Source organism: Agromyces binzhouensis (assembly GCF_042672355.1).
Lineage (GTDB): Bacteria > Actinomycetota > Actinomycetes > Actinomycetales > Microbacteriaceae > Agromyces > Agromyces binzhouensis.
On sequence record NZ_JBHXVJ010000009.1, the window covers coordinates 24,828 to 43,599 of the forward strand.

25 protein-coding genes are annotated in these 18,772 nt (G+C 67.8%); 11 read left to right on the top strand and 14 right to left on the bottom strand.

The window, feature by feature from the left end; genetic code table 11:
• Positions 1 to 7 precede the first annotated feature (7 nt).
• Positions 8 to 379: a GntR family transcriptional regulator gene (locus tag ACFVHK_RS15155; protein ID WP_376929549.1), complete on the bottom strand. Its 372-nt coding sequence runs from the start codon at positions 377 to 379 to the stop codon at positions 8 to 10.
• A complete protein-coding gene (locus ACFVHK_RS15160) occupies positions 379 to 1,329 on the bottom strand; it encodes a hypothetical protein (RefSeq protein WP_376929550.1) in 951 nt (316 codons plus the stop codon). Before ACFVHK_RS15160 ends, ACFVHK_RS15155 begins: the two co-directional genes overlap by 1 nt.
• Before the next feature lie 158 nt (positions 1,330 to 1,487).
• Between ACFVHK_RS15160 and ACFVHK_RS15165 the strand changes: the two genes are divergently transcribed.
• The 3 genes from ACFVHK_RS15165 (at position 1,488) to ACFVHK_RS15175 (ending at position 3,717) form a co-directional block, all read left to right on the top strand.
• Positions 1,488 to 1,745 carry a hypothetical protein gene (locus ACFVHK_RS15165; protein ID WP_376929551.1) on the top strand — a complete coding sequence of 86 codons (258 nt, stop codon included), beginning with the start codon at positions 1,488 to 1,490 and terminating at the stop codon, positions 1,743 to 1,745.
• A gap of 127 nt (positions 1,746 to 1,872) precedes the next feature.
• Entirely contained in the window at positions 1,873 to 2,625 is a 753-nt protein-coding gene (locus ACFVHK_RS15170) for a phosphotransferase (protein ID WP_376929552.1), read from the top strand.
• 141 nt (positions 2,626 to 2,766) lie between these two features.
• Positions 2,767 to 3,717: a S41 family peptidase gene (locus tag ACFVHK_RS15175; RefSeq protein ID WP_376929553.1), complete on the top strand. Its 951-nt coding sequence runs from the start codon at positions 2,767 to 2,769 to the stop codon at positions 3,715 to 3,717.
• Between the two features lie 179 nt (positions 3,718 to 3,896).
• Here ACFVHK_RS15175 and ACFVHK_RS15180 read toward each other — a convergent pair whose 3' ends face one another.
• Positions 3,897 to 4,226, bottom strand: coding sequence for a hypothetical protein (locus ACFVHK_RS15180; RefSeq protein ID WP_376929554.1), 330 nt, complete (start codon positions 4,224 to 4,226; stop codon positions 3,897 to 3,899).
• A 159-nt stretch (positions 4,227 to 4,385) separates the two neighbouring features.
• Between ACFVHK_RS15180 and ACFVHK_RS15185 the strand changes: the two genes are divergently transcribed.
• The 3 genes from ACFVHK_RS15185 to ACFVHK_RS15195 all read left to right on the top strand — a co-directional run bounded on the left by ACFVHK_RS15185 (position 4,386) and on the right by ACFVHK_RS15195 (position 5,636).
• The gene (locus ACFVHK_RS15185) at positions 4,386 to 4,622 is read left to right on the top strand and encodes a ribbon-helix-helix protein (protein WP_376929555.1); all 237 of its coding nucleotides are present in this window, start codon (positions 4,386 to 4,388) and stop codon (positions 4,620 to 4,622) included.
• Positions 4,619 to 4,963, top strand: a complete 345-nt coding sequence (locus ACFVHK_RS15190) for a type II toxin-antitoxin system PemK/MazF family toxin (protein ID WP_376927034.1) — start codon at positions 4,619 to 4,621, stop codon at positions 4,961 to 4,963. The genes ACFVHK_RS15185 and ACFVHK_RS15190 overlap by 4 nt, the downstream gene beginning before the upstream one ends.
• 316 nt (positions 4,964 to 5,279) lie before the next feature.
• The gene (locus ACFVHK_RS15195; RefSeq protein ID WP_376929556.1) at positions 5,280 to 5,636 is read left to right on the top strand and encodes a hypothetical protein; all 357 of its coding nucleotides are present in this window, start codon (positions 5,280 to 5,282) and stop codon (positions 5,634 to 5,636) included.
• Between the two features lie 224 nt (positions 5,637 to 5,860).
• On the opposite strand, the gene ACFVHK_RS15200 is transcribed toward ACFVHK_RS15195, so the two are convergent.
• Positions 5,861 to 7,021 (bottom strand): CU044_5270 family protein, encoded by a 1,161-nt coding sequence (locus ACFVHK_RS15200; protein WP_376929557.1) that lies wholly within the window; start codon positions 7,019 to 7,021, stop codon positions 5,861 to 5,863.
• Positions 6,987 to 7,583 carry an RNA polymerase sigma factor gene (locus tag ACFVHK_RS15205; protein ID WP_376929558.1) on the bottom strand — a complete coding sequence of 199 codons (597 nt, stop codon included), beginning with the start codon at positions 7,581 to 7,583 and terminating at the stop codon, positions 6,987 to 6,989. Before ACFVHK_RS15205 ends, ACFVHK_RS15200 begins: the two co-directional genes overlap by 35 nt.
• A gap of 259 nt (positions 7,584 to 7,842) precedes the next feature.
• Between ACFVHK_RS15205 and ACFVHK_RS15210 the strand changes: the two genes are divergently transcribed.
• Positions 7,843 to 8,460: a hypothetical protein gene (locus ACFVHK_RS15210; protein ID WP_376929559.1), complete on the top strand. Its 618-nt coding sequence runs from the start codon at positions 7,843 to 7,845 to the stop codon at positions 8,458 to 8,460.
• Between the two features lie 178 nt (positions 8,461 to 8,638).
• Here the strand turns inward: ACFVHK_RS15210 and ACFVHK_RS15215 are convergent, their stop codons facing one another.
• Entirely contained in the window at positions 8,639 to 9,064 is a 426-nt protein-coding gene (locus ACFVHK_RS15215; RefSeq protein ID WP_376929560.1) for a hypothetical protein, read from the bottom strand.
• Between the two features lie 131 nt (positions 9,065 to 9,195).
• On the opposite strand from ACFVHK_RS15215, the gene ACFVHK_RS15220 reads away from it, so the two are divergent.
• Positions 9,196 to 9,441, top strand: coding sequence for a hypothetical protein (locus ACFVHK_RS15220; protein ID WP_376929561.1), 246 nt, complete (start codon positions 9,196 to 9,198; stop codon positions 9,439 to 9,441).
• Positions 9,442 to 9,448: 7 nt separating this feature from the next.
• Here the strand turns inward: ACFVHK_RS15220 and ACFVHK_RS15225 are convergent, their stop codons facing one another.
• The 6 genes from ACFVHK_RS15225 to ACFVHK_RS15250 form a co-directional block, all read right to left on the bottom strand.
• Complete coding sequence (locus ACFVHK_RS15225; protein ID WP_376929562.1) at positions 9,449 to 9,907, bottom strand: hypothetical protein; 459 nt, start codon at positions 9,905 to 9,907, stop codon at positions 9,449 to 9,451.
• A 208-nt stretch (positions 9,908 to 10,115) separates the two neighbouring features.
• Positions 10,116 to 10,427 carry a hypothetical protein gene (locus tag ACFVHK_RS15230; RefSeq protein ID WP_376929563.1) on the bottom strand — a complete coding sequence of 104 codons (312 nt, stop codon included), beginning with the start codon at positions 10,425 to 10,427 and terminating at the stop codon, positions 10,116 to 10,118.
• A gap of 95 nt (positions 10,428 to 10,522) precedes the next feature.
• On the bottom strand, positions 10,523 to 10,909 hold the full coding sequence (locus ACFVHK_RS15235; protein ID WP_376929564.1) for a DUF2510 domain-containing protein: 387 nt from the start codon (positions 10,907 to 10,909) through the stop codon (positions 10,523 to 10,525).
• 79 nt (positions 10,910 to 10,988) lie between these two features.
• Entirely contained in the window at positions 10,989 to 11,291 is a 303-nt protein-coding gene (locus ACFVHK_RS15240) for a hypothetical protein (RefSeq protein WP_376929565.1), read from the bottom strand.
• A gap of 567 nt (positions 11,292 to 11,858) precedes the next feature.
• Positions 11,859 to 12,530 carry a DUF4166 domain-containing protein gene (locus ACFVHK_RS15245; RefSeq protein WP_376929566.1) on the bottom strand — a complete coding sequence of 224 codons (672 nt, stop codon included), beginning with the start codon at positions 12,528 to 12,530 and terminating at the stop codon, positions 11,859 to 11,861.
• Positions 12,527 to 13,153 carry an SRPBCC family protein gene (locus ACFVHK_RS15250; RefSeq protein ID WP_376929567.1) on the bottom strand — a complete coding sequence of 209 codons (627 nt, stop codon included), beginning with the start codon at positions 13,151 to 13,153 and terminating at the stop codon, positions 12,527 to 12,529. The genes ACFVHK_RS15245 and ACFVHK_RS15250 overlap by 4 nt, the downstream gene beginning before the upstream one ends.
• A gap of 74 nt (positions 13,154 to 13,227) precedes the next feature.
• Between ACFVHK_RS15250 and ACFVHK_RS15255 the strand changes: the two genes are divergently transcribed.
• Together ACFVHK_RS15255 and ACFVHK_RS15260 are read left to right on the top strand one after the other, a co-directional pair.
• Complete coding sequence (locus tag ACFVHK_RS15255) at positions 13,228 to 13,473, top strand: CopG family ribbon-helix-helix protein (protein ID WP_376929568.1); 246 nt, start codon at positions 13,228 to 13,230, stop codon at positions 13,471 to 13,473.
• On the top strand, positions 13,467 to 13,814 hold the full coding sequence (locus tag ACFVHK_RS15260; protein ID WP_376929569.1) for a type II toxin-antitoxin system PemK/MazF family toxin: 348 nt from the start codon (positions 13,467 to 13,469) through the stop codon (positions 13,812 to 13,814). Before ACFVHK_RS15255 ends, ACFVHK_RS15260 begins: the two co-directional genes overlap by 7 nt.
• A 528-nt stretch (positions 13,815 to 14,342) precedes the next feature.
• Here the strand turns inward: ACFVHK_RS15260 and ACFVHK_RS15265 are convergent.
• Positions 14,343 to 16,376 carry a primary-amine oxidase gene (locus ACFVHK_RS15265; RefSeq protein ID WP_376929570.1) on the bottom strand — a complete coding sequence of 678 codons (2,034 nt, stop codon included), beginning with the start codon at positions 16,374 to 16,376 and terminating at the stop codon, positions 14,343 to 14,345.
• A gap of 76 nt (positions 16,377 to 16,452) precedes the next feature.
• Here ACFVHK_RS15265 and ACFVHK_RS15270 point away from each other — a divergent pair, with 76 nt between their 5' ends.
• Positions 16,453 to 17,028 (top strand): hypothetical protein, encoded by a 576-nt coding sequence (locus ACFVHK_RS15270; protein WP_376929571.1) that lies wholly within the window; start codon positions 16,453 to 16,455, stop codon positions 17,026 to 17,028.
• Here ACFVHK_RS15270 and ACFVHK_RS15275 read toward each other — a convergent pair.
• Positions 17,025 to 18,563: an APC family permease gene (locus tag ACFVHK_RS15275; RefSeq protein WP_376929572.1), complete on the bottom strand. Its 1,539-nt coding sequence runs from the start codon at positions 18,561 to 18,563 to the stop codon at positions 17,025 to 17,027. The two genes, ACFVHK_RS15270 and ACFVHK_RS15275, sit on opposite strands and share 4 nt — an antisense overlap.
• Positions 18,564 to 18,772: the final 209 nt, after the last annotated feature.

Here is an 18,772-nt window from a genome sequence, read left to right on the forward strand (position 1 = left end):
ACGATCGTCACGGGGCGGGATGGTCTTGCGGATCCCACATGCCGGTGAGGGCGGCGATGGCCTGCTCACGGTCGAGCCCGTGGCGAATGGCAGTGTCGTGAAGGGCTCGCGCTGCCGTGAGGACATCCGCGGGGAGCGCGCGCGGCGATGCGTTGATGATGGTGCCGGCACGGGCTCTGGCATGCACCAGGCCCTCGGTTTCGAGCAGCCGGTAGGCCTTCGCGACGGTGCCTGTGGCGACGCCGAGGTCTCGCGCGAGTTGGCGGACGGTGGGGAGTCGTTCGCCTGGTGCGAGTCGGCCGGTCATGATCTGTGCGCGGAGTTGCCCGGCGATTTGGTCGGAGGGCGGTGATGCCCCGCTGAGGTCGATGGCGACCATCAGGCGACTCGCGCTGCTGGCGCGTCGGCGGCGGGCCGGGGCAGGTCGACCCGGACCTGCCGTCGCCGTGGTTGGAGCAGCGGCAGCAGGAGCAACGCAACACCGATGCCCTCGAGGAGGAGGCCGAGGATCATGAACGGCAGCGCGAGCGCCGCGAACGAGGTTCCGACGTCGACGCGGGTGCCGTCGTACCCGGACAGGCTGGCGCCGAGTTGTGCGGACCGGCCGATGAACAGCCAGGACTGGCCGAGCGTGAACGAGGTCGCGCCCGCCGCGAGGGCCAGCACCGTCCGGGTGCGGTTGCGGCGTCCGGCGCGGTCCAGCTCCCGACGCATCGGGTCGGCCGGGACGGCCGGCAGGGCGATCAACCAGAGCGCGCCGAGCACCAAGACCACTTGGATGCCGAGCGCGACCAGCACTGGGGTGCCGTAGGTCCAGCCGAAGAACGAGGTCCCCGCGGTGCTCTCGCCGAGCTTGATCACGAACATCGTGTAGCGGCCGTCCTCCCCGGCCGATGACGCAGACCCGGCGAGGACGACCGTGGCGGCCATCAGCACGGTCACCACCGACCATCCGAGGAACCACGACCTGGCACCGAATGACCAGAGCGAGCGTGGGGCGAGGTCGACCTCGCCGAGCGACCGGCCCTGCACCGGGCGCACACCCGCGAGTGCCATGACGGCGATCGCGGCGATCGCGGCCATGATCGGGAACGCGTACCGCCAGTCCGGACCCTCATCGAAGGTGCCGAACCAGTACGCCGACCACCGCTGCCACCAGAACGCGATCACGCCGGCCACGGCGATCACGGACGCGACCCGTCCGACCCACGATTGGCTCGCGCTGGTCAACCGGGAAGCGCGCACTCCTATCAGCAGCAAGCCCAGCAGGACCAGCGCGACGATGCCGACGACGATCTCTTCCATCCAGACCAGCACACCAAATGACACGCGCACCTCCATTGGTTATGTATCAGTCAGATGATACATAAGAGTGCGCGCGAGGGTAGCCGCCTGATTGTGGCGCTGAGGGATCGGTCGTGCGTCGCCGGCGGACCGGGTACTGGACGGCGAAGGCTGATCCCATGACTGGGTAGGTTCACACCGAGATGAGTCGCGAAAACGTCATCAACCTCGTATACGCGGAGCTCACCGAGCTCGGATTCGCGGGGCGCGGACGAAACCTCCGGGCGGCCCTGCTTGGCCACGACCAATGGAAGACGTGGCGATCGCTCGACGCAGAGGGCGATCTCGTCGACGAAGAACGGACCAAGGCGCTCCGCCCTCTTGCCCGGCAACTCGCGGGAACGACCGAAGACGTCATGACGCTGAGTGATTTGAGGTCGGCTGCCGCTGAGGGCGGCTGACCGGATTCATTCGCAAGGACGCTCGCATCCTCCTCGAAGGCGGCTCGACTCCGGACCAACAGTCACGCTGAGGGATCGGCTCTGGGCTTGGTCTGACTCGGCGCAGGGCCGGCGGTACCGTCGATCCATGGATGAGGAGTTGCATCTCGCGGGAGGCAATGCGAGTGGTGCGGTCATCCGCGTCGGGTCCACGGTGCGCAAGGCGTGGACCGAATCCAGCGAGAGCGTTCACGCCTTCATGGGAGTCGTCCGAGCCCACGGCGTCGACGTGCCTGTACCGTTCGGCCGTGACGAGCGAGGTCGGCAGATCATCGAGTTCGTGCCGGGGCAGCTGGCGATGCACACGAGCCTGACGCTCGCCGGGCTTCGCCGGGTGGGTGCCATCGTGCGGGCGATCCACGACGCCAGCGTCGACTTCGTCCCGGCCCGCGATGCGGTCTGGGAGACCGCGATACCGGCACCGGGAGCGGAGATGGTCTGCCACAACGATCTCGCCCCGTGGAATCTGATCGTCGGTGAGCGGTGGGTGTTCATCGACTGGGATGCGGCTGCGCCGAGTACGCGCCTGTGGGACCTCGCGTACGCAGCCCAATCGTTCACCCTGTCGGACGTCGACCGTGCTCCTCAGGATGCCGCGGGTGACCTTGCCGCCTTCGTCGACGGGTACCGTGCAGACGCCGCGCTGCGGGACGCGCTTCCTGCGGTGATGCATCGTCGCACTGCCGCCATGCTCGAGTTGCTGCGGTCCGGACACGAAACCGGTCGCGAGCCCTGGGCATCCATGTTCGCCGCCGGCCACGGCGACCACTGGGCTGCGGTGACCCAGTACGTCCACACCAACCACGCCGTCTGGTCCGACGCGCTCCGCCCATCTCCCTGAGGGATCGTTCGCGCGCCGCGGGCATCTGGGTGCGGTTGGCGGGGTCGGCATGTACGAGCCTTGCCTGACGGAGTCGAGACTAGCCGAGCAGACTGGGGACGGATTGGTGTGAGAGCAGGGCACGTTCGGCGTGGAGCGCTGTTGGGGCTCGCAGCGTTGCTGGCGCTGACCGTGAGCGGTTGCGCGCCGTCGGCTGAGGTGAGCGTGCGTAACTACGTCGATCAGGCCATCACGGGCCTTGATGAGGGGTACTACGCGGATTCTCCGGAGTGGCATGCGGCTGTCGCTGAGGCGCTCCCGGATCTCTACTCGGCGAAGAACATCCCCGGCACCTACCGGCTGCTCTCTTCCTTGACGAAGGTCGCGGGTGGTGCCCACAGCTTCTTCTCGACACCGGCAGATGTCGCGGCGTGGGAGCAGCGATACCCGCCCGGCCACGTGCCGGTTCCGACGGTGAGCTACGACGGCTCGGTCGCGACTGTCGTGGTGCCCGGGTTCTCCAGCGCGCACCAGGACGAGGCGGACCTGTATCTCGAGGCGGCAGCGGAGATCTTCACGTCGCCTCGGGCGCGCTCCACCTGCGGATGGGTCATCTACGCGAGTGCGAACACCGGGGGTGACCTACGGGTGATGCTCGTGGCGTTGAGTCCGTTGCTCGATGACGGCGTCGTCGCGGTGTTCCGGGAGCGCGACGGTTCCACGACCGAGGTCGTGGTACATGCGAATTCGGTCTCGTGGAGAGATGAGGTCTGGGGCGAGCTGCCGGCCGAGCCGACCAAGCTCGCGAGCCGGCCGATCGCAATCGTTCAGAGCGGCGCGACCGCAAGCGCCGGGGAATCGGTGATCATCGCCTTCACCGGGCAGGAGGCCGTGAGGACGTTCGGCTCCGCGACAGGTGGGTTCACGACCGTGAACGACGGATTCGAGCTTCCCGACGGTGCCGCGGTCACGCTCTCGTTCGCCGTGATGGGAGATCGAGAAGGCAACTTCCACGAAGGCCCGTTGGCGCCCGACAGGGAAGGGGGGCACGGCGATGGATCATCACAAGCGGTAGCTCGTGACTGGGTGGCCGGCCACTGTCCCGACTCCTGAGTGCGCCGCCACCGCGAACGAGACAACACGATGGGCGGCGTCAAAGGGCGCTCGCCTCACACCGGCACACTCGAATCGGCCAGGGGTGCCTGATCAGATGGTTCGCACTTGGGGATCGCGCATGCGTCGCCGGCGGCGACCATCGGACGTAGCTCGAGCCGCGACGGCCTCATCTCTGCTTAGAGCTGAAAGGCGATCAGGTAGACCAAGGCCGCCAGAGGTATGAGCGCGAGGACCACCATCATGGCCTTCGTCATCCGGCTCTCGGTGCGTCGATAGAGCCAGATCAGGAGGCCGAAGAACAGTGTCAACACGAGAACCGCGCTCAGCGCGTAGTACGGAACGAGACCCGCTGCGGCCAACCCGCATGCTTCGCAGCCGGGCGGGAGAGCGTTCTGGAACTCATAGGTGACGGAGACACTGAGCCAGATGGCCAAGATCGTGGCGCTCCCGAGAACGCTGAAGAAGACGAGCCATCGTCGTCGACTGCCGGCAGAAGTCTTTCCCATGGCCCCCCGGTTCGTTCACGCACCTGCGTCATCGCACGTTCGCGCTGCTGGCTGCTCGGCGCCGCATCCGATGGCTGTCGCCAGATTACCGATCTGGACAGAAGCGACAGTCGCGCTGAGGGATCGCCTGCGTAGCAGCCACGGCGGTATACTCAGAGTATGACCACGACGATCAAGGTGAGCGATGAGCTCCGCGACCGTCTCAAAGAGCAGGCGGCACGCGACGGGCTCACCCTCGGCGCGCACCTCGCGCATCTCGCGGACGAGGAGGACCGCAGGTGGCGGCTGAGCAGCCTGAAGGCGGCAGTCTCCGCGTCGACGGCCGCGCAGGCCGACTCGCACGCTCGGGAGTCGGCGGACTGGGAGCGCACCGAGTTGACCGACGCCCAGTCGTGACCGAGGCGGAACTCGCTCCCGGTGTCATCGCCTGGGCATCGCTCGAGCCGGTTCGTGGTCGGGAGCAGGGTGGCCACAGGCCGGTCCTCGTGATCGCCTCCGCCGGATACCTGGACGCGGTCACGACCCTCGCGATCGTGCTGCCGATCACGACCACCGACCGCGGATGGCCCAACCACGTCCGGGTCGACGGGCACAGCGGTCTCGATCGGCCGTCATGGATCATGACCGAGCAACCGCGAACCCTCTCGCGTGACCGGCTGACGAGGATCTCGGGTCAGGTATCGCCCGAGTGCCTCGAAGCCGTGCGGATGTGGCTCGGCGACTTCCTCGACCTCTGACCACGACCGGCACCCGACATCATCCGCGGCCTCCACGCCGGGCTGAGGGCTCGTCGGTGCATCGACAACGGACCGTCTCGCGGGCGGTGCCGTTGGTCGCCGACACGCGCGCAAACCCCGCGTGGTGGAGGGGCGCCTGAAGCCAAGACCAAAGTCCCTTCTCGGGTCGGTCGTGACGTGGTAGCGAGGAACCAACCGAGTGTCGGTCCGACCAGGAACTGGTCCGTGGACCGGCGCCTCGAGGGGGCTGTCAGGAATGGGAATCGGAAGAGTTCTCGCTGGATCCGCACTGGCCATCGTGTTGACGACGGTGCCGGTGAGCACCGCACTCGCGGATGAGCCCGTTGAGATCGAAGGTTCAATTACCCCCACGGACGTGAATCCGTGTACTGGCGAACTCCACGAGTTGACCATCGAGTATTCTCTTCGCCTACATGTGCACGACGGGCGCACGGTCCAACACTTCTCGCGTACGGGATGGACCGACAGCGGCTACGTCTTGCAGCAGGGCGTCCGAACGGATCAGTTCAACGGTGAAGCAGAACAGAGAGCGGTGATCGACAACTGGTGGAATCCTGACGGCTCGAGGATGCAACTACGGTACGTCTTCGTGTTCAACGCCAATCTGGGCGACCTGGTCTTCACCGACTTCACCCTGCGTTGCATCAGATGACGCGCTCGTCCCCGACAGATCGACCGTAGGAGGTAGCGGCGCAGAACTCTTCCTTCAGGGAGGGTCAGCCGCGTCGCGGTTCGGGATCCTCAGTGGAGTGGTCAGCCGCTGGGCTCGTCGGCCGGGTCGGGGAGGTAGGCGGTGATGTTGATCGGCTGCGTCGGCGGTAGGGATGTTGCGGCGGCATCAATCGCGGGGATCATGGTGATTCCTCTCAGATCCGGTCAGCTGGATGGGCAGGCGAACGAGCCGTTGCCGGTCGAGGTGCATCCGTCGTCATCGAGGGCGCCGTTCGGTGTCCCGCCGGCGGGGGCGGCATCGACGACCGAGGTCTCGACAGCGGTCCACGCGATTGCCGTGCCGACTGGGAACGTGCTGTCGCCGGGGTCCTCGACGAGCACCTCGCGTTCGCCGATGAGCAGCCCGGTGTCCGGGTCGATGATGAGGTCCTGGCGCAGACCGTTCGCACCCTCGAGGCGTCCGATCGCGATGCCGGTGCGGCCGTTGAGGTTTGCTTGCTCCTCGGTCACGGTGACACCGGGGATCAACGCGGCCGCCTGATACATCGCCGCTCGCAGGTCGGCTGGGATGGCACCGATCCGAAGACGGTCAGCGATCCAGACCAGGGCCTCTCCATCGGGCGAGGGGCCTTGCCCGATCGTGGTCCGGTAGATGTAGTTCAACAGCCGGTGCGGGTCGCGGGGCAGGTCGGCAAGCGACTCCGGGTCGTTCAGGTTCGGCGATCCGTAGAACTCGCCGCCGGGCGCACGAAGTCGTTCGACGTAGTCCTCACCACGCTCGGCGACCACGCTTTCCCACGAGGCGGCCGCGAACCGCTCGGATTCCGGCCCGAACGTCTGGTACGGGCGCGACAGCGGACGCAACCAGATCCACTCGTCACCCCGGTCGGCGGGAATGAAGAGGTCCTCGTCCGTGATCGTGAGGTAGCTGGCGGCAGTGCCGTCCTCGTCGACGACCGTGGCGCCGTAGACGGCCGTGGTCTCCACCTTCAGATACTGGCCAGGTGCGATGACCGGGTCGGCGTTGCGAATGGCGGCGATGGATGCCTCCTGCAGGACGGCGGCGGCTGCGGCGTCCGCGCCGCCTCGCCATCCGGCGAGGCCGACCACGTTCGTCATCACCAGCGTTGCGATCAGCCCGGCCGCCGCGACGGTGCCAATCCCGGCAAAACCGGCCGAGCGCCATGGCCGGTGCCGGACCAGCCGGCGCGTCCGACCCGCGGCGCGGACACGCGCGGCTCGAGCGCCCGGGTCGACCTCGAGTGCAATGCGATCGAACAGTGCCGCGCGGGCGTTGGTCAGCGCCGCCTCGCTCGGCGGCGGCACGTCGCTACACGCGTTGCGGAGCAGGGTCAACTCGTCCATGGTCCATCTCCGGTTCTCCATCTGCAGAACGTCCGGCCGCGGCTCGCAGGACGCGGCGGACCCGATTCAGGCGTGAGCGGACGGTGCCGACCGGCACTCCAAGCGCGGCAGCAACGCCCTCGTAGTCGAGGTCGCCCCAGGCGTACAGCAGCAGCGTGTCCCGGTCGCGCGCCGGCAAGGACCGCAGCGCGGCCGCAAGCTTCCGCGACATCCGCGCCGCGTCGACGCGATCGTTCGCGAGCTCGATCGCGTCCGGCACGATCTGGGCGGCCGTGCCGGCGACCATGCCCCGCCAGGCTCGCGCTTCCAACCTCGCGTGACGCTTCATCAGTAACGTCGCGATCCCCAACAGCCACGGCCGAGCACTGCCCAGCGACGGATCGAACCGCTCGCGCTGCTCGAACGCGACCAGGAACGTCTCCGACAGGATGTCGTCGGCTACCCCCACCCCGATCCGACGCGCGACGTACCGGTGCACCATGCCCGCGTGCCGGTCGAACAGCTCAGCGAACACGGCCGGCTCATCGACCGACCGCTCGAGAACCTCGTCATCGTCGCTCACATCAGGTCTTGTCGGATCAGCGCGATCGAGTTCACGATCCCACTCTGCATCTCAGCCCCAGCCTCAACCGACTGGCCCGCCGAACAGGGCGATGCGGCTGGCCGCGCCCTCATCCCAGGCAGACCGTCGGCGTTCGTTGAGGGATCGATCTCGTAGCCAAGCGCGGCGCTGCTTGGGCCACAGTGCAATGATGACCGTGCGGGATCTCGTGCGACGATTTCAGCCGCCTAGAGACCGGCGGAGAAGGGCAAGCATCAAGATGACGCACTTCCTTCGGGCGCGCTGGGTCAGCTTGTTCGGGGCGATCTACGTCGGGCTCGGTGCGGTGCTTATCCTCGGGCTATCCATGATGAGGGCGCCACTCCCGTTCTGGGCAGTCGTTGCATGGACGGTCGTCGCTCCAGTGGCCGCACTTCCACTCGCGTTCTGGTGGGTTCGAGTCGAGACGCGAGCACTGTCTCGATCGATCACCTCACGCTTCGAGGTCGAATGCATCGTGCGCGTCGACGCACGCGCAAGGGATTGGAACACTCTTCTGCTCCCGGAGACGGAACAGTGGAAGGCGATGACGATGGGGAGTCGCGATGCCCGCATGCGCCGCGTGACCCGATACGGCAACACGCTGTTACTCGCGATCACGCCGGAATCCGCCGAGTTGTGGAGTGGACCCGCGGACGACCCAATCTTGGTTGCCAGGACTCCGTGGGATCGCGTCACGGTTGACGGAGCCGGCAACTTCATGCTTCGCGTTGACCGTCGTGACAACTTGACGACGATCTCGTTGCAGCTCGCACGCGCTGCCAGCGGCGAGCCGTTGACGCCCGCAGCCCGAGACGACGTACGTTCGCTCATCCAAGCGCATCTGGCCCTCGCCTGAGCCGCGGGTCGGCCCCCTCGGCGCAGTCCGCCCGTCCCTATGCACGCTCGCGCTCCGGTCGTGGGTCGAACAAGCCGTGTGACGCCGGCAGAGTCGACTAGAGGTCGTTCGCACTGAGGGATCGTTGGGGCGTCGGGATGCGGCACGCGCTGGGCTGGACTGGCTCCCGTGATCTGGGTCAGCGGTGGTGGCGGAGACTGATGCCTCCCAGAGTCACCAGCGCCGCGCCCAGGACGGGTACCAAGAAGGTCTGCAACCCGAACTGCAGCATCGGCCACAGGCCGCCGTCAGCCCCCATTGCGGACGTGCCGAGGAGTTGTCCAAACAGCCCGACGAAGATCAGTGTCGCGCCGGCCGAGATCGACGCTCGCGGCCGAGCCCATCCAGCTGCACATGCCGCGACAGTCGTGACCGAGAGAGCGACTCCAACCGAAATCCTCAGCTCAACCTGGGGCACGGCCGTGCCCAGACTCAATGACGCGAGGAGCGAAACGAGCACGAGCAGGATCACGCCGGACGCCAGGCCGAGGACGGCATCTACGGCCAGGCCAGCGCGACTGCTCGCGCGACTGCTGGAAGTCTCGGAGACTTCGTTGACCTGCATCGCTGACCCCCGCGTCCTCGTCCGGCACGTCGACGACATGTGGTGACCGACGTGCAGCTCATGCTAGTGAGCGGCACGCCTCCGTCGCAGACAGGGATCGTCGATGCACTTGCTGCCCGTAGGGTCGGATCATGCAGCAGCGGACGAGGGTTCTCACGATCGTGACCGGTGCCGGCGTGGCGCTCGTCGGCGGGATCGTGACCGTCGTCTACCTGTTCCAGCCGTGGCGAAGCTGTCCATATGACGACTCCCCGGCGGCGTGCGCGATGCTTCCAGCAGACGCCGCCGTGTTGGCCATCGCGGTCGTCTCGACGCTCATCGGCGCCCTGGTCCTCGTCATCGGGTTGCTTCTCAGACCCCGCGAAGAAGCCCGCTGAGGGATCCCTATACGAGTCGCCGCGAGCGATGGATCGCCCGATCTTGCTTCACGGATCGGAAGAACTGATTTGAGGGCGGCAACCACAGCAGGATCACCGCGACAAGCTCCAAGAGCCCGGTCACCACGGAGACGGGGTCTCGCGCGGAAACGAACTGCGCGATGACACTCAACCCGAACAGCACAGTGATCCAGATCCGAGCCCAGTTCGCCCCGCGTAGAAGCCCGACCGCGAAGACCGCATTGAGCAGGACACCGGCACTAACCAGGACGAGTCCTACGACCGCGGTGGCGACGGCGCCTTCAGGGGTGACCTCGAGTTGCGCACCATTGTGCTCGTAAGGCCCGACCGAGTCCGCGATGTACGCGTTCCAGTCGGTGGAGAGGAGGTTGAAGGCCAGGAGGATGAATCCGAGGGCCGCCAGCCCCAACTCGATGTAGGCGGCGACTCGAACCTGAACCGGCACGGCCCGAGTGAGTCGGAAACGCGGGGCCCGCTGAGGCCGAGCCAGTTCGCGACCGAATGTCGCGCTCGGGAGTCTTGGCATGCGTGAGAGCGTAGTCGGGCCAGAATGCTCGTCGGCCCAAGCACGACCCGCCGGCGCATGGACGATCCCTCAGCGCATCGCACGAATGACGGTGCTCCTCGGGCGGGATCGTGTCACCCCGTCTTGGTCAGCGAGATGGCGATGGATGAGCCGGCCGGGCGGAAGTCTCCAGCGAGACGAACCAGATTTCGGTGTGCGACCCATCCCGACTCCGCGTCTCAGCGTGGTCGAGGGTCTCGACGAACAGCTCGAAGTGACGCTCGCCCTTCTCGCGGATCAACCAGGCGAGAACTTCTTCGACCGAGCGCGCTCCGGTGATTCGTTGCGGATCATGCCGAGCCGCTTGCTCGACGTCGTCCCCCGTCCAGAAGCAGACCCAGTAGGCACGCGCATCCTGTTGTTGCGCTTCGAAGAACGACTCGTCCCATTCGGCGTTCATTCGACCTCCTCAGTCCCTCGACGCTAGCGCTTCGGCGACGGGTCGCCTGCCCGAGGCATTTCCGATCGTCGCGGTCTGCGTGCAGCCACGATCCCTCACCGCTGACGGTTCGACCAGAGCAGTGTCTGAAGCGTGTCCGGAACGCGAAATCGATGGACCACAACCGCGATTGTGATGAAGACCACGTCGAGTACGCCAGCCGTAGCGGCAAGGCCCCATCCAGCCGGATGACCGTAGAGCGCGAACGCGATCCCGAAGAGGACGAGCCCGCTGCACATCGCCACGTTGATGATCGAACCGCGACGACCGACGGGGCCTAGCAGCAGGTCACGTTTCGTCTTGGTCCTCACCAGCGGGCGAGCCAGTTTGAAGTCGCTCTCCGACCACTCTAATCCGTCCCACCACCGGAGCATGTCGTCCGCAAGAGGGTCGGTGTACCAACCAGGTAGGGCGCCTTCATGCGGCGGCGGGAGCGGGTGCATCCCAGAATCTTCGCATGTGGCTCGTGTCCGGTAGCCGGTCCACGAGCGATGCACGGACGATCCCTCAGTGACGACTCTCTCAGACGGGATCGAGCACGCTAACGCGATGAAGAATGGATCGCAGCTTGCCTATTGGCACGAAAGCGACTCGTGGCATTGGCCACTCGCCGTTGACGCGATGGACAAGGACCCGCTGGAGTGCGGCGATTAGGTTGAGGTCGACCCATCCGAGGAACTGACCGGGTCCGACTCCGAGGACCCAGCCGAAGAGCAGCCAAGCGATGAAGCCGACCGGGATGACGATCCATAGAAGCAGGCCTCGGACAACAAGCAGCGCGAAGACGCTGATCCCTCCGAGCGCTGAGGATGCCGCCTCCTTCATGCCTCGACCCTATGTCCGATCTCGATCCCTCAGCGCACAGGAGCGCCGCTCGGAGGCGCCGCCCTCGATGCGGTGGTGATCCTAGAAGCCGGTCACTAGCAGCGTGAAGACGGCTCCGGCGACACCGAGCGCGATGAGCACGCCCATCGCGGTCCGACCAGCCCACGCGGGCATCGTGACGCGTACCACGCTCGCAGCCAAGGCAGTGAACCCGACGATCATGGCCCAGACGGCGGCTGTGCCAGGTCGAAGGGAAAGTGGCGGGCACACCTGAACTCCGTTGCAGGCTTGGGGCCACTGTCCGATGAAGAGGATCAAGAGGCACAGGGCAGCCCCGATCACGAGGGGCCGGATGGCTCTGGGAAGTGCAGGCGCTGGCCGAGTGGGCTCGAGGTCAGAACGGGTCATGGCTGATCCTTACCCACCCGGGCCGCGCCCTGCCATGGCTCCGCGATGGTCGTTGCCAAATCGATCCTCGTCTGCGACCCGTCGGAATTGCGCCCGTCGGGCTGATTTCGTCGTTCACGGTGGTCTCAGAAGGGCACCTATGGGGGACGATCTGACACCTCAGGTGCGTTGCTCGTGCCGGAGTGGTTTGAGTCCGCGTGGTGCGTCGGTGGCCGGCTTCCATTCGCAGGTGAAGCTGCCCCGGTAGCCGAACAGGAAGCCGAAGCGGTCGTTGCGCACCTCGAGATCAACGTGGAACCGCCCGTCCGCGTCGTCGAAGCGTTCACGCAGGACCGCCCGCCCGCTGAACAGCAGCGGGAAACGGAAGCCGATGCCTCCTTCGTAGAACCGCTGCGCGTCCGAAGTCAGCAGCAACCCACCATCGTCATCCACGATGAGGTCGAGATCGACGGCGAGGTGCTGGTGCGTGCCGAGGTAGTCGACGATCCGCTCACCGACCAGGATCATCGTCGCGTCGAACCTGCGCCGCCGCCCGCCGACGGTGTACTCGCGGACGAACGTGACCGTCTCACGGCCGAACGGGTCGATGTAGGGGTAGTTCTCGATGGTGAAGGGAACATCGGTCCCGACATCCGGCACCAGGATGTTGCGGAGCCGGCCGACCTGCAGGAAGGGCACGGTCCACCACGGGCCGCGCTGAATCTCACTCATCACGCCGTGACCGATGCAGGCCTCGCCGCGGTCCAGGCTGACGCCGAACCTGCGCTGCATCATCGGGTGGAGCCGTGCGAACGCTTCGGCCCCGAGCGCGCTCTCGAACATGGAGGTCATCGCAGCGTCTCCGGGTCAGGTAGGGCCGCGAGTGTGGCGGGCGCCGTTCGTAGGTGGTCGGCGCGCCGTCGTTGCCCCTCAGGCGCCCGCCGGCACCGAGACGCGCGCGGGCGATCGGGTCGCCACAGCCAGACGACACTCGCGAGCGGCCAACGCTCAGGCGGTGCACTCTGCTCGAGCCAGATCCGGAGCCGGTCGAAGCTCCACGCCGTGGCCCACCCGATCACCGGTCGGACCAGCACATCGAACGGCCCCCAACCCGGCTCGTAGTCGTACCCGGTGATGAAGCGGATGCCGCCGGGCACCGGCTCGTACCGCCAATAGCCCCGCCCGGAGCGGATCGGCGAGAACCGGTCCGGCGTCCAGAACCGCAGCGCGGACGTGCGGGCCCCGTCCGGACGGGAAACCTCCCCAAGGTTCACCCCCGTGCCGTGCACAGTGTGGAACGGTGTGCGGCGCGTGTACTCGAACCGGGCGGCCCCGCCTGCGGCGACGCCCGTCGTCCGGATCTCGGAGAAACGGATGTCCCACCTCGCATGCCGTGCTGGGTCCTGCGTCGCATCCCACACGACGTCAAGGTCCGCCCTGATAGTCGTCTCGACGTAGATGCTGCGGGAAGACACGAATCGACACTAGACGAGCTGCGCGGTTCCGATCCGTCAGCGACGCTGTCGGTATGACTGGTTGTACTCGGATCATGAAGACCGCGATCTCGATCCCCGACGGCGACTTCGAGCGCTTCGAGCGTGTCGCCGCCCGGCACGGCATGAACCGCTCGGAGTTCTTCCGTCGCGCAGGCCGCCGTTTCGTCGAAGAGCTCGAGGGTGAAGCAGAGCTGACCGCCCCGGCCGACGCGGTGATCGAACGCGTCGGACAGCCCTCGGCGGATAGCCCCTTCCTGCCTGAGTCCGAACGCAACATGCTCGAGGCGACGGCGTGGTGATCGCCCACGGCGACGTCGTCTGGGTCGACTTCGGCTCCCCACGCGGATCGGAACCGGCGAAGCGAGGACCCGCCGTCGTCATGCAAGAGGACTGGCTGCTCGCCACGCAGATCGCCACCGTCCTGGTGGTTCCGCTCACCTCGAACCTCGCGCTCGAAGCATTCCCGGGCAACGTGCTTGTTCCCGTCGACGCGTCCGGGCTGGGCAAGGACTCGGTAGCGATCGTGTCCCAGGTCGGACCCGTCGGCCGGGAGTTCCTCGAACCGTTTCCCGTCGGTCACGTTCCCAGCTACGCCCTCTCAAAGATCGCTGACGGTATCCGCCGGGTCATGGGGATCTGAGCGACTACGAGAAGGACGGCAGCTCGCACGCGATCCCCCAGACATGCACCGACGTTCCGCGCGGTCCGGCCGATGTGCGTTGCGCTGGATCGTGCGGTGGCAGGTCTCTCAGGGCGGCCCCGTCTGTTGCCACGCTGTTGCGCGACAGCAAGACCAGGTGGGACCGACCGTGAACGTGGATCGACGGCGGCGATCGTCGTCAGTTTCGGTGGGTCGAATGGGCTTCACACCCGCCGATGGTGACGACGTTCCCACCCGGCAGCGGAGCCCGGTACACGGTCCCCTCTGCTCCGATGCCGCCTGCCGGAGTGGACGCGGTGGTCCCCGCGAGCCGCGCGGGACCCGCTCGCATTCGACCCGGCCGAAAGGACGGTCAGTGAGGGGACCGTCACCAGACGGTCCGGAACGCGTGGGGCGGGCTCCGCAAGAGGGTCTGGGCGGACGAATGCGCGACGGCCGCCGGCGGCGCAGAGCGGGCGGATGCCGCTTCCGCGACATCCGCCCGCCCGTCGTTCGAGCGCCCGCTCGTCAGGCCCCGTGCCCGTGCCCCGAGCACGAGCACGCGCCCGCCTCGCAGTGGCATCCGCCGGCCGCGGCATCCGTGTGGCACGCCATGCCGAGGGACTCGGAGGACGGGACGTTGAGGGTGGGGTTCCGCCCGAAGAAGCCGTACGGCTTCAGGGTGAACTTCGCGTAGTCGACGGGCATGACCGGCCAGTCCTCCACGCGCGGGAAGTGCGTGGGGCCGAAGGTGTGCCAGAGCACGATGTCCTCGCCGTCGATCGAGCGGTCGGCCTCGGTGTAGCGCGGGAGGCCGTCGCCGCCCGGGTTCTGGTTCACGAGGTCGCCCGCCGGGTAGCGCTCGTCCTGGTCGTAGCGGGTGACCCAGAGGTGCTTGCGCGTGAAGCCCGCGCGCTTGGCGATGACTGAGTCGGGGTCGGCGAGGAGCGTCGGCGTGCCCTCCGCGCGGAGCTCGTAGCCGACGGGACGGCCGAGCCGGTTCTGCCGCTCGGTGTTGACGATGTGCCACACGCGACCGGCGACGGGGTCGGCGTCGCGCGCGCCCTCCGCCTCGGTGCGCAGGCGCGTCGTGCGCTTGGTGAACGCGTTGCCGTAGGCGTTGCCCTCCCCCATCGGCACGCGGACCGCGTCGACCTCCTCGACCGCGTTCGCGACGCCGTCGACCATCATGTCGAGCCGCGCGCTGAAGAGGTGCTGGTGGTACGGGGCCCCGAGCCCGGGAGCGACCTCGCTCGCGTGGTCGCCCGCCTCCGGGTCGTAGGCCGACGAGAAGAGCACGCCCGTGAGCTTCGCCTCGCACTCGATCGTGCCGTCGAGGTAGAGGTACCAGTAGAACCCGTAGTCGTAGTTGCCGACCGTCGTGAAGAAGCTGATCACGAGGCGCCGCTGGCGGCGGACCTCGTTCGAGCCCGTGTAGATGTCGGTGTGCTTCCAGAGGGTCCCGTAGTCCTCCTCGTGCATGCAGATCGCGTTCGGGATGACGCGGGGGTGGCCGAACTCGTCGGCGATCGTGGCGTCGAAGTACCGGATCTCGCCGAGGCAGTCGCACCCGAGCTGCAGCGAGTTCGCGTAGCGGCCGAAGACGTACTCCCCCGTGTCGAAGTAGTTCTGCCAGAAGCGCGCGGGCGACGGGTCGCCGTAGGGCACGACCATCTCGGCGATGGAGGCGCGGTAGACGATGTCGCGCTCGATGCCGCCCTGGTCGGCGTCGACGTAGCGGATGCGGCGGAGCACCAGCCCCTCGCGCGCGTCGAACGCGAGGGAGAACCGCCAGTTCGCCCAGCTCACCCGGTCCTCCTCGACGGTGAAGCTCGGACCCTCGGGCTGGGTGATGCTGATCGGCTTCAGCGTGTCGAGCGGCGCGCCCTGCACCTCGGGGTCGTCGAAGTTCCCCGACTCGGCGGGGATGTCGTAGACCCTGTGGTCGACGAGCTCGAACATCCGGCCCTCGATCATGTCGACGTAGGCGCAGAGCCCGTCGACGGGGTGCGCCCAGCAGTGGTCCTGCTCGTCGTGCCGCATGAAGGCGAGCACGCGGATGACGCGGCGCCCGCGCTCGGCCTCGAATCCGTACTCCCCCGCCGAGAGCGGAGCGAGCGCGACCTGCTCGTGCGTGATGCCGCGCTTGGCGAGGGCCTCGTGCCACTCGGGCTCGGCGCCGAGCAGGTCGTAGATCGCCTCGAACTCGACGTCGAGGATCGGGACCTGCCCGTTCGCGCCGTCGATGCCGGTCCGGCTGACGATCGCGCGGTCGGTGACCGACACGCGCACGTCCGCGGATTCGCCCGTGGCGCGGTCGAGCAGCAGGACTCGGGAGATGCGCGGCAGCTCGGCGCCCGAGAGCACGTCGGCCTTGGCGGGCTCGTCGAGGCCGACGTACACGAACCGCGTCTGCTCGGCGAGGAGGCCGGCTTCGGCCAGGATCTCGCGCGTCGCGTCGATCTCCTCGGCGGAGAGGCCGCGCATCGGATCGATCGCGGGCGCGCCCGGATCGGGTGAGTGGTGCCGCGCTGCGGCTCGGGTGGTCGACATCGTCGTCATGGTGCACCTCGTTTTTCTCTACGTTTGTCGAGTAATATAGCCGGACTAACCGGAACAGGGAAGATTCGGGGAACGAATGGCCGAGGTCGCGCACGGATTCATGCTCGCCGGCGCGCTGGCGGGCACCGGCGCGACGCTCGCCCGGGGGCGCCGGCTCCGCGCCCTAGACGCGGTCGCCGCACTCGCGATGCTCGCGGCCATGTTCGACACGGCCGTCACCGGCATCCTCCCCGGCGTGGCGTGGGCGGGCATCCTCGTCCTCGCGGGCCTCGCCCTCGGCATCCGCTCGCGCGTCGACCGGTCGGGCCGCTCCGCATCCGCCGCGCCGCGGGGTCCTCGGCCGGTCGGCGTCCGCCCCCGCCCGATCCACGACCTGCACCACGCCCTGGCGCTGATCGCGACCGGATGGCTCGTGGCCGCCTCCGGCAGCGACGTCCACGATGCGTCCGCGGCAGTGCACGGGCACGCGGTCCCGCTCCTCGGCGCCGAGACCGTCGGCGTGCTGGCGGTGGTCGCGCTCGGCGCGGGGGCCACCGTCCGCGCGATGCGCGACGGCCGCGACGGGGTGGGCCACGGGGTCGCGGCGGCGAGCATGACCGTCATGCTCGCCGCCATGGCCGTTCCCGGCCTCGCCACCGCGTTCGGCGCCTAGACCCCTCGATGCGCCGGGGCCTCGACGACGGCCGCCTCGGCCTCCTCGATGCCGTGGCCGACCCGCGCGTAGAGCTCCGGGTTGCGCCGACGGATGACGAGCCCCCACACGACCCCGATGATGCCCGGGACGATGACGAGCGCAGGCAGGACGAACGTGACCGCGGTGGTCTCGGTCTGCCCGAGCAGCACGTTGAAGTTCGCGAGGATGAGCACGAACACCGCGAACAGGACGACCGCCGAGATCGCCGGCGCGATGAGCGTCTGCCATGCGCCGAGTCCGCGACGGTCGCGTCGGAAGAACCCGATCACCGCGATCGCGATGACGCCCATCAGCAGCACGAGTCCCATGGCGCCGGTGTTGGTGAGCCAGGTGAACATCGTGAGGACCGGGTAGAGGAACTCGACCGGCGCGAAGTCGGACTTGAGGCCCATGACCTCGCCCGCGACGACGAACCCGAGCGTCACCACGATCGCGATCACGCTCTGGGCGACCGAGCCGGCCCAGGGCGCACGCGAGGTCACGCGGACCGCGCCGAGACCGCGGTGCAGCACGCCCTCGCGTCCGAGCGAGAACAGGTAGCGGGCGACCGCGTTGTGGAAGGACTGCAGGGCGGCGAACAGGCTCGTGAGGAACAGCACCTGCATGAGGTCGCTCACGATGACCGGCGCGTGCGCGCCCATGAAGACGAACATCAGGTCGGGACCGTACGTCGCCGAGGCCTCGACAATCTGCGACGGTCCGATGCCGACCGTGAACGCCCACGCGCTGAACGCGTAGAACACGCCGATGATCGCGACGGCCGAGTAGGTCGCGCGGGCGACGGTGCGCTTCGGGTCCTTCGACTCCTCGCCGTAGATCGCCGCTGATTCGAATCCCATGAACGCGGCGACCCCGAACGACAGGACGGCGCCCACGCCGGGCACGAGGAACTCGGCCGGCTGGAGCGCGGCGGTGCTCACGCCCTCGGGTGTGACCGCGAACGCGACGAGGTCGAAGACGAGCACGGCGGCGAACTCCAGGGCGACGAGGATGCCGAGGACCTTGGCCGACAGGTCGACGCGGTTCACGCCGAGCGCGCCGACGACGACGATGCAGGCGAAGATCCAGAGCCACCACGGCGTGGCGAACCCGAACCTCGCCTCGAGGAACATCGACATCTGGAATCCGAACAGGCCGTAGATGCCGACCTGCATGGCGTTGTACGCGACGAGCGCGACGAGCGAGGCGCCGACGCCGAAGGGGCGCCCGATGCCCTGGGCGATGTAGGCGTAGAAGGCGCCGGCGTTCGTGACGTATCGGCTCATCGCGGCGTAGCCGACGGCGAACACCGCGAGCGCCGCGGCGAGCACGATGAAGCCGACCGGCACGCCGATCACGCCGGTCACGGCGAAGGTCGTGGTCACGCCGCCGGCGACGACGGTGAGCGGCGCCGACGCCGCGATGATCATGAGGGTGACGGATGGCACGCCGAGTCGGCGGTGGCTGAGCCCACCGGTCGCCGTCGGCGACGTCGTCGTCGTTGCGGAGGTCATGGCTGGGATCCCTTGGTCGACGGAGGGCGAGCCACGGCGGCATCGCCCGGTTCCGGCCCATGGTTCCGTGCGCCGCCCCGCCGGGCTTGTCGCAGAGCGTACGCCGATTGACCCCGGCCGCAGACTCCCACTGTCGAATTTGCCTCAACACGCGTAGAGTTTCCTCTCGACCCGGACATCGACGTCCCACCCAGAGATGAGGTGCATCC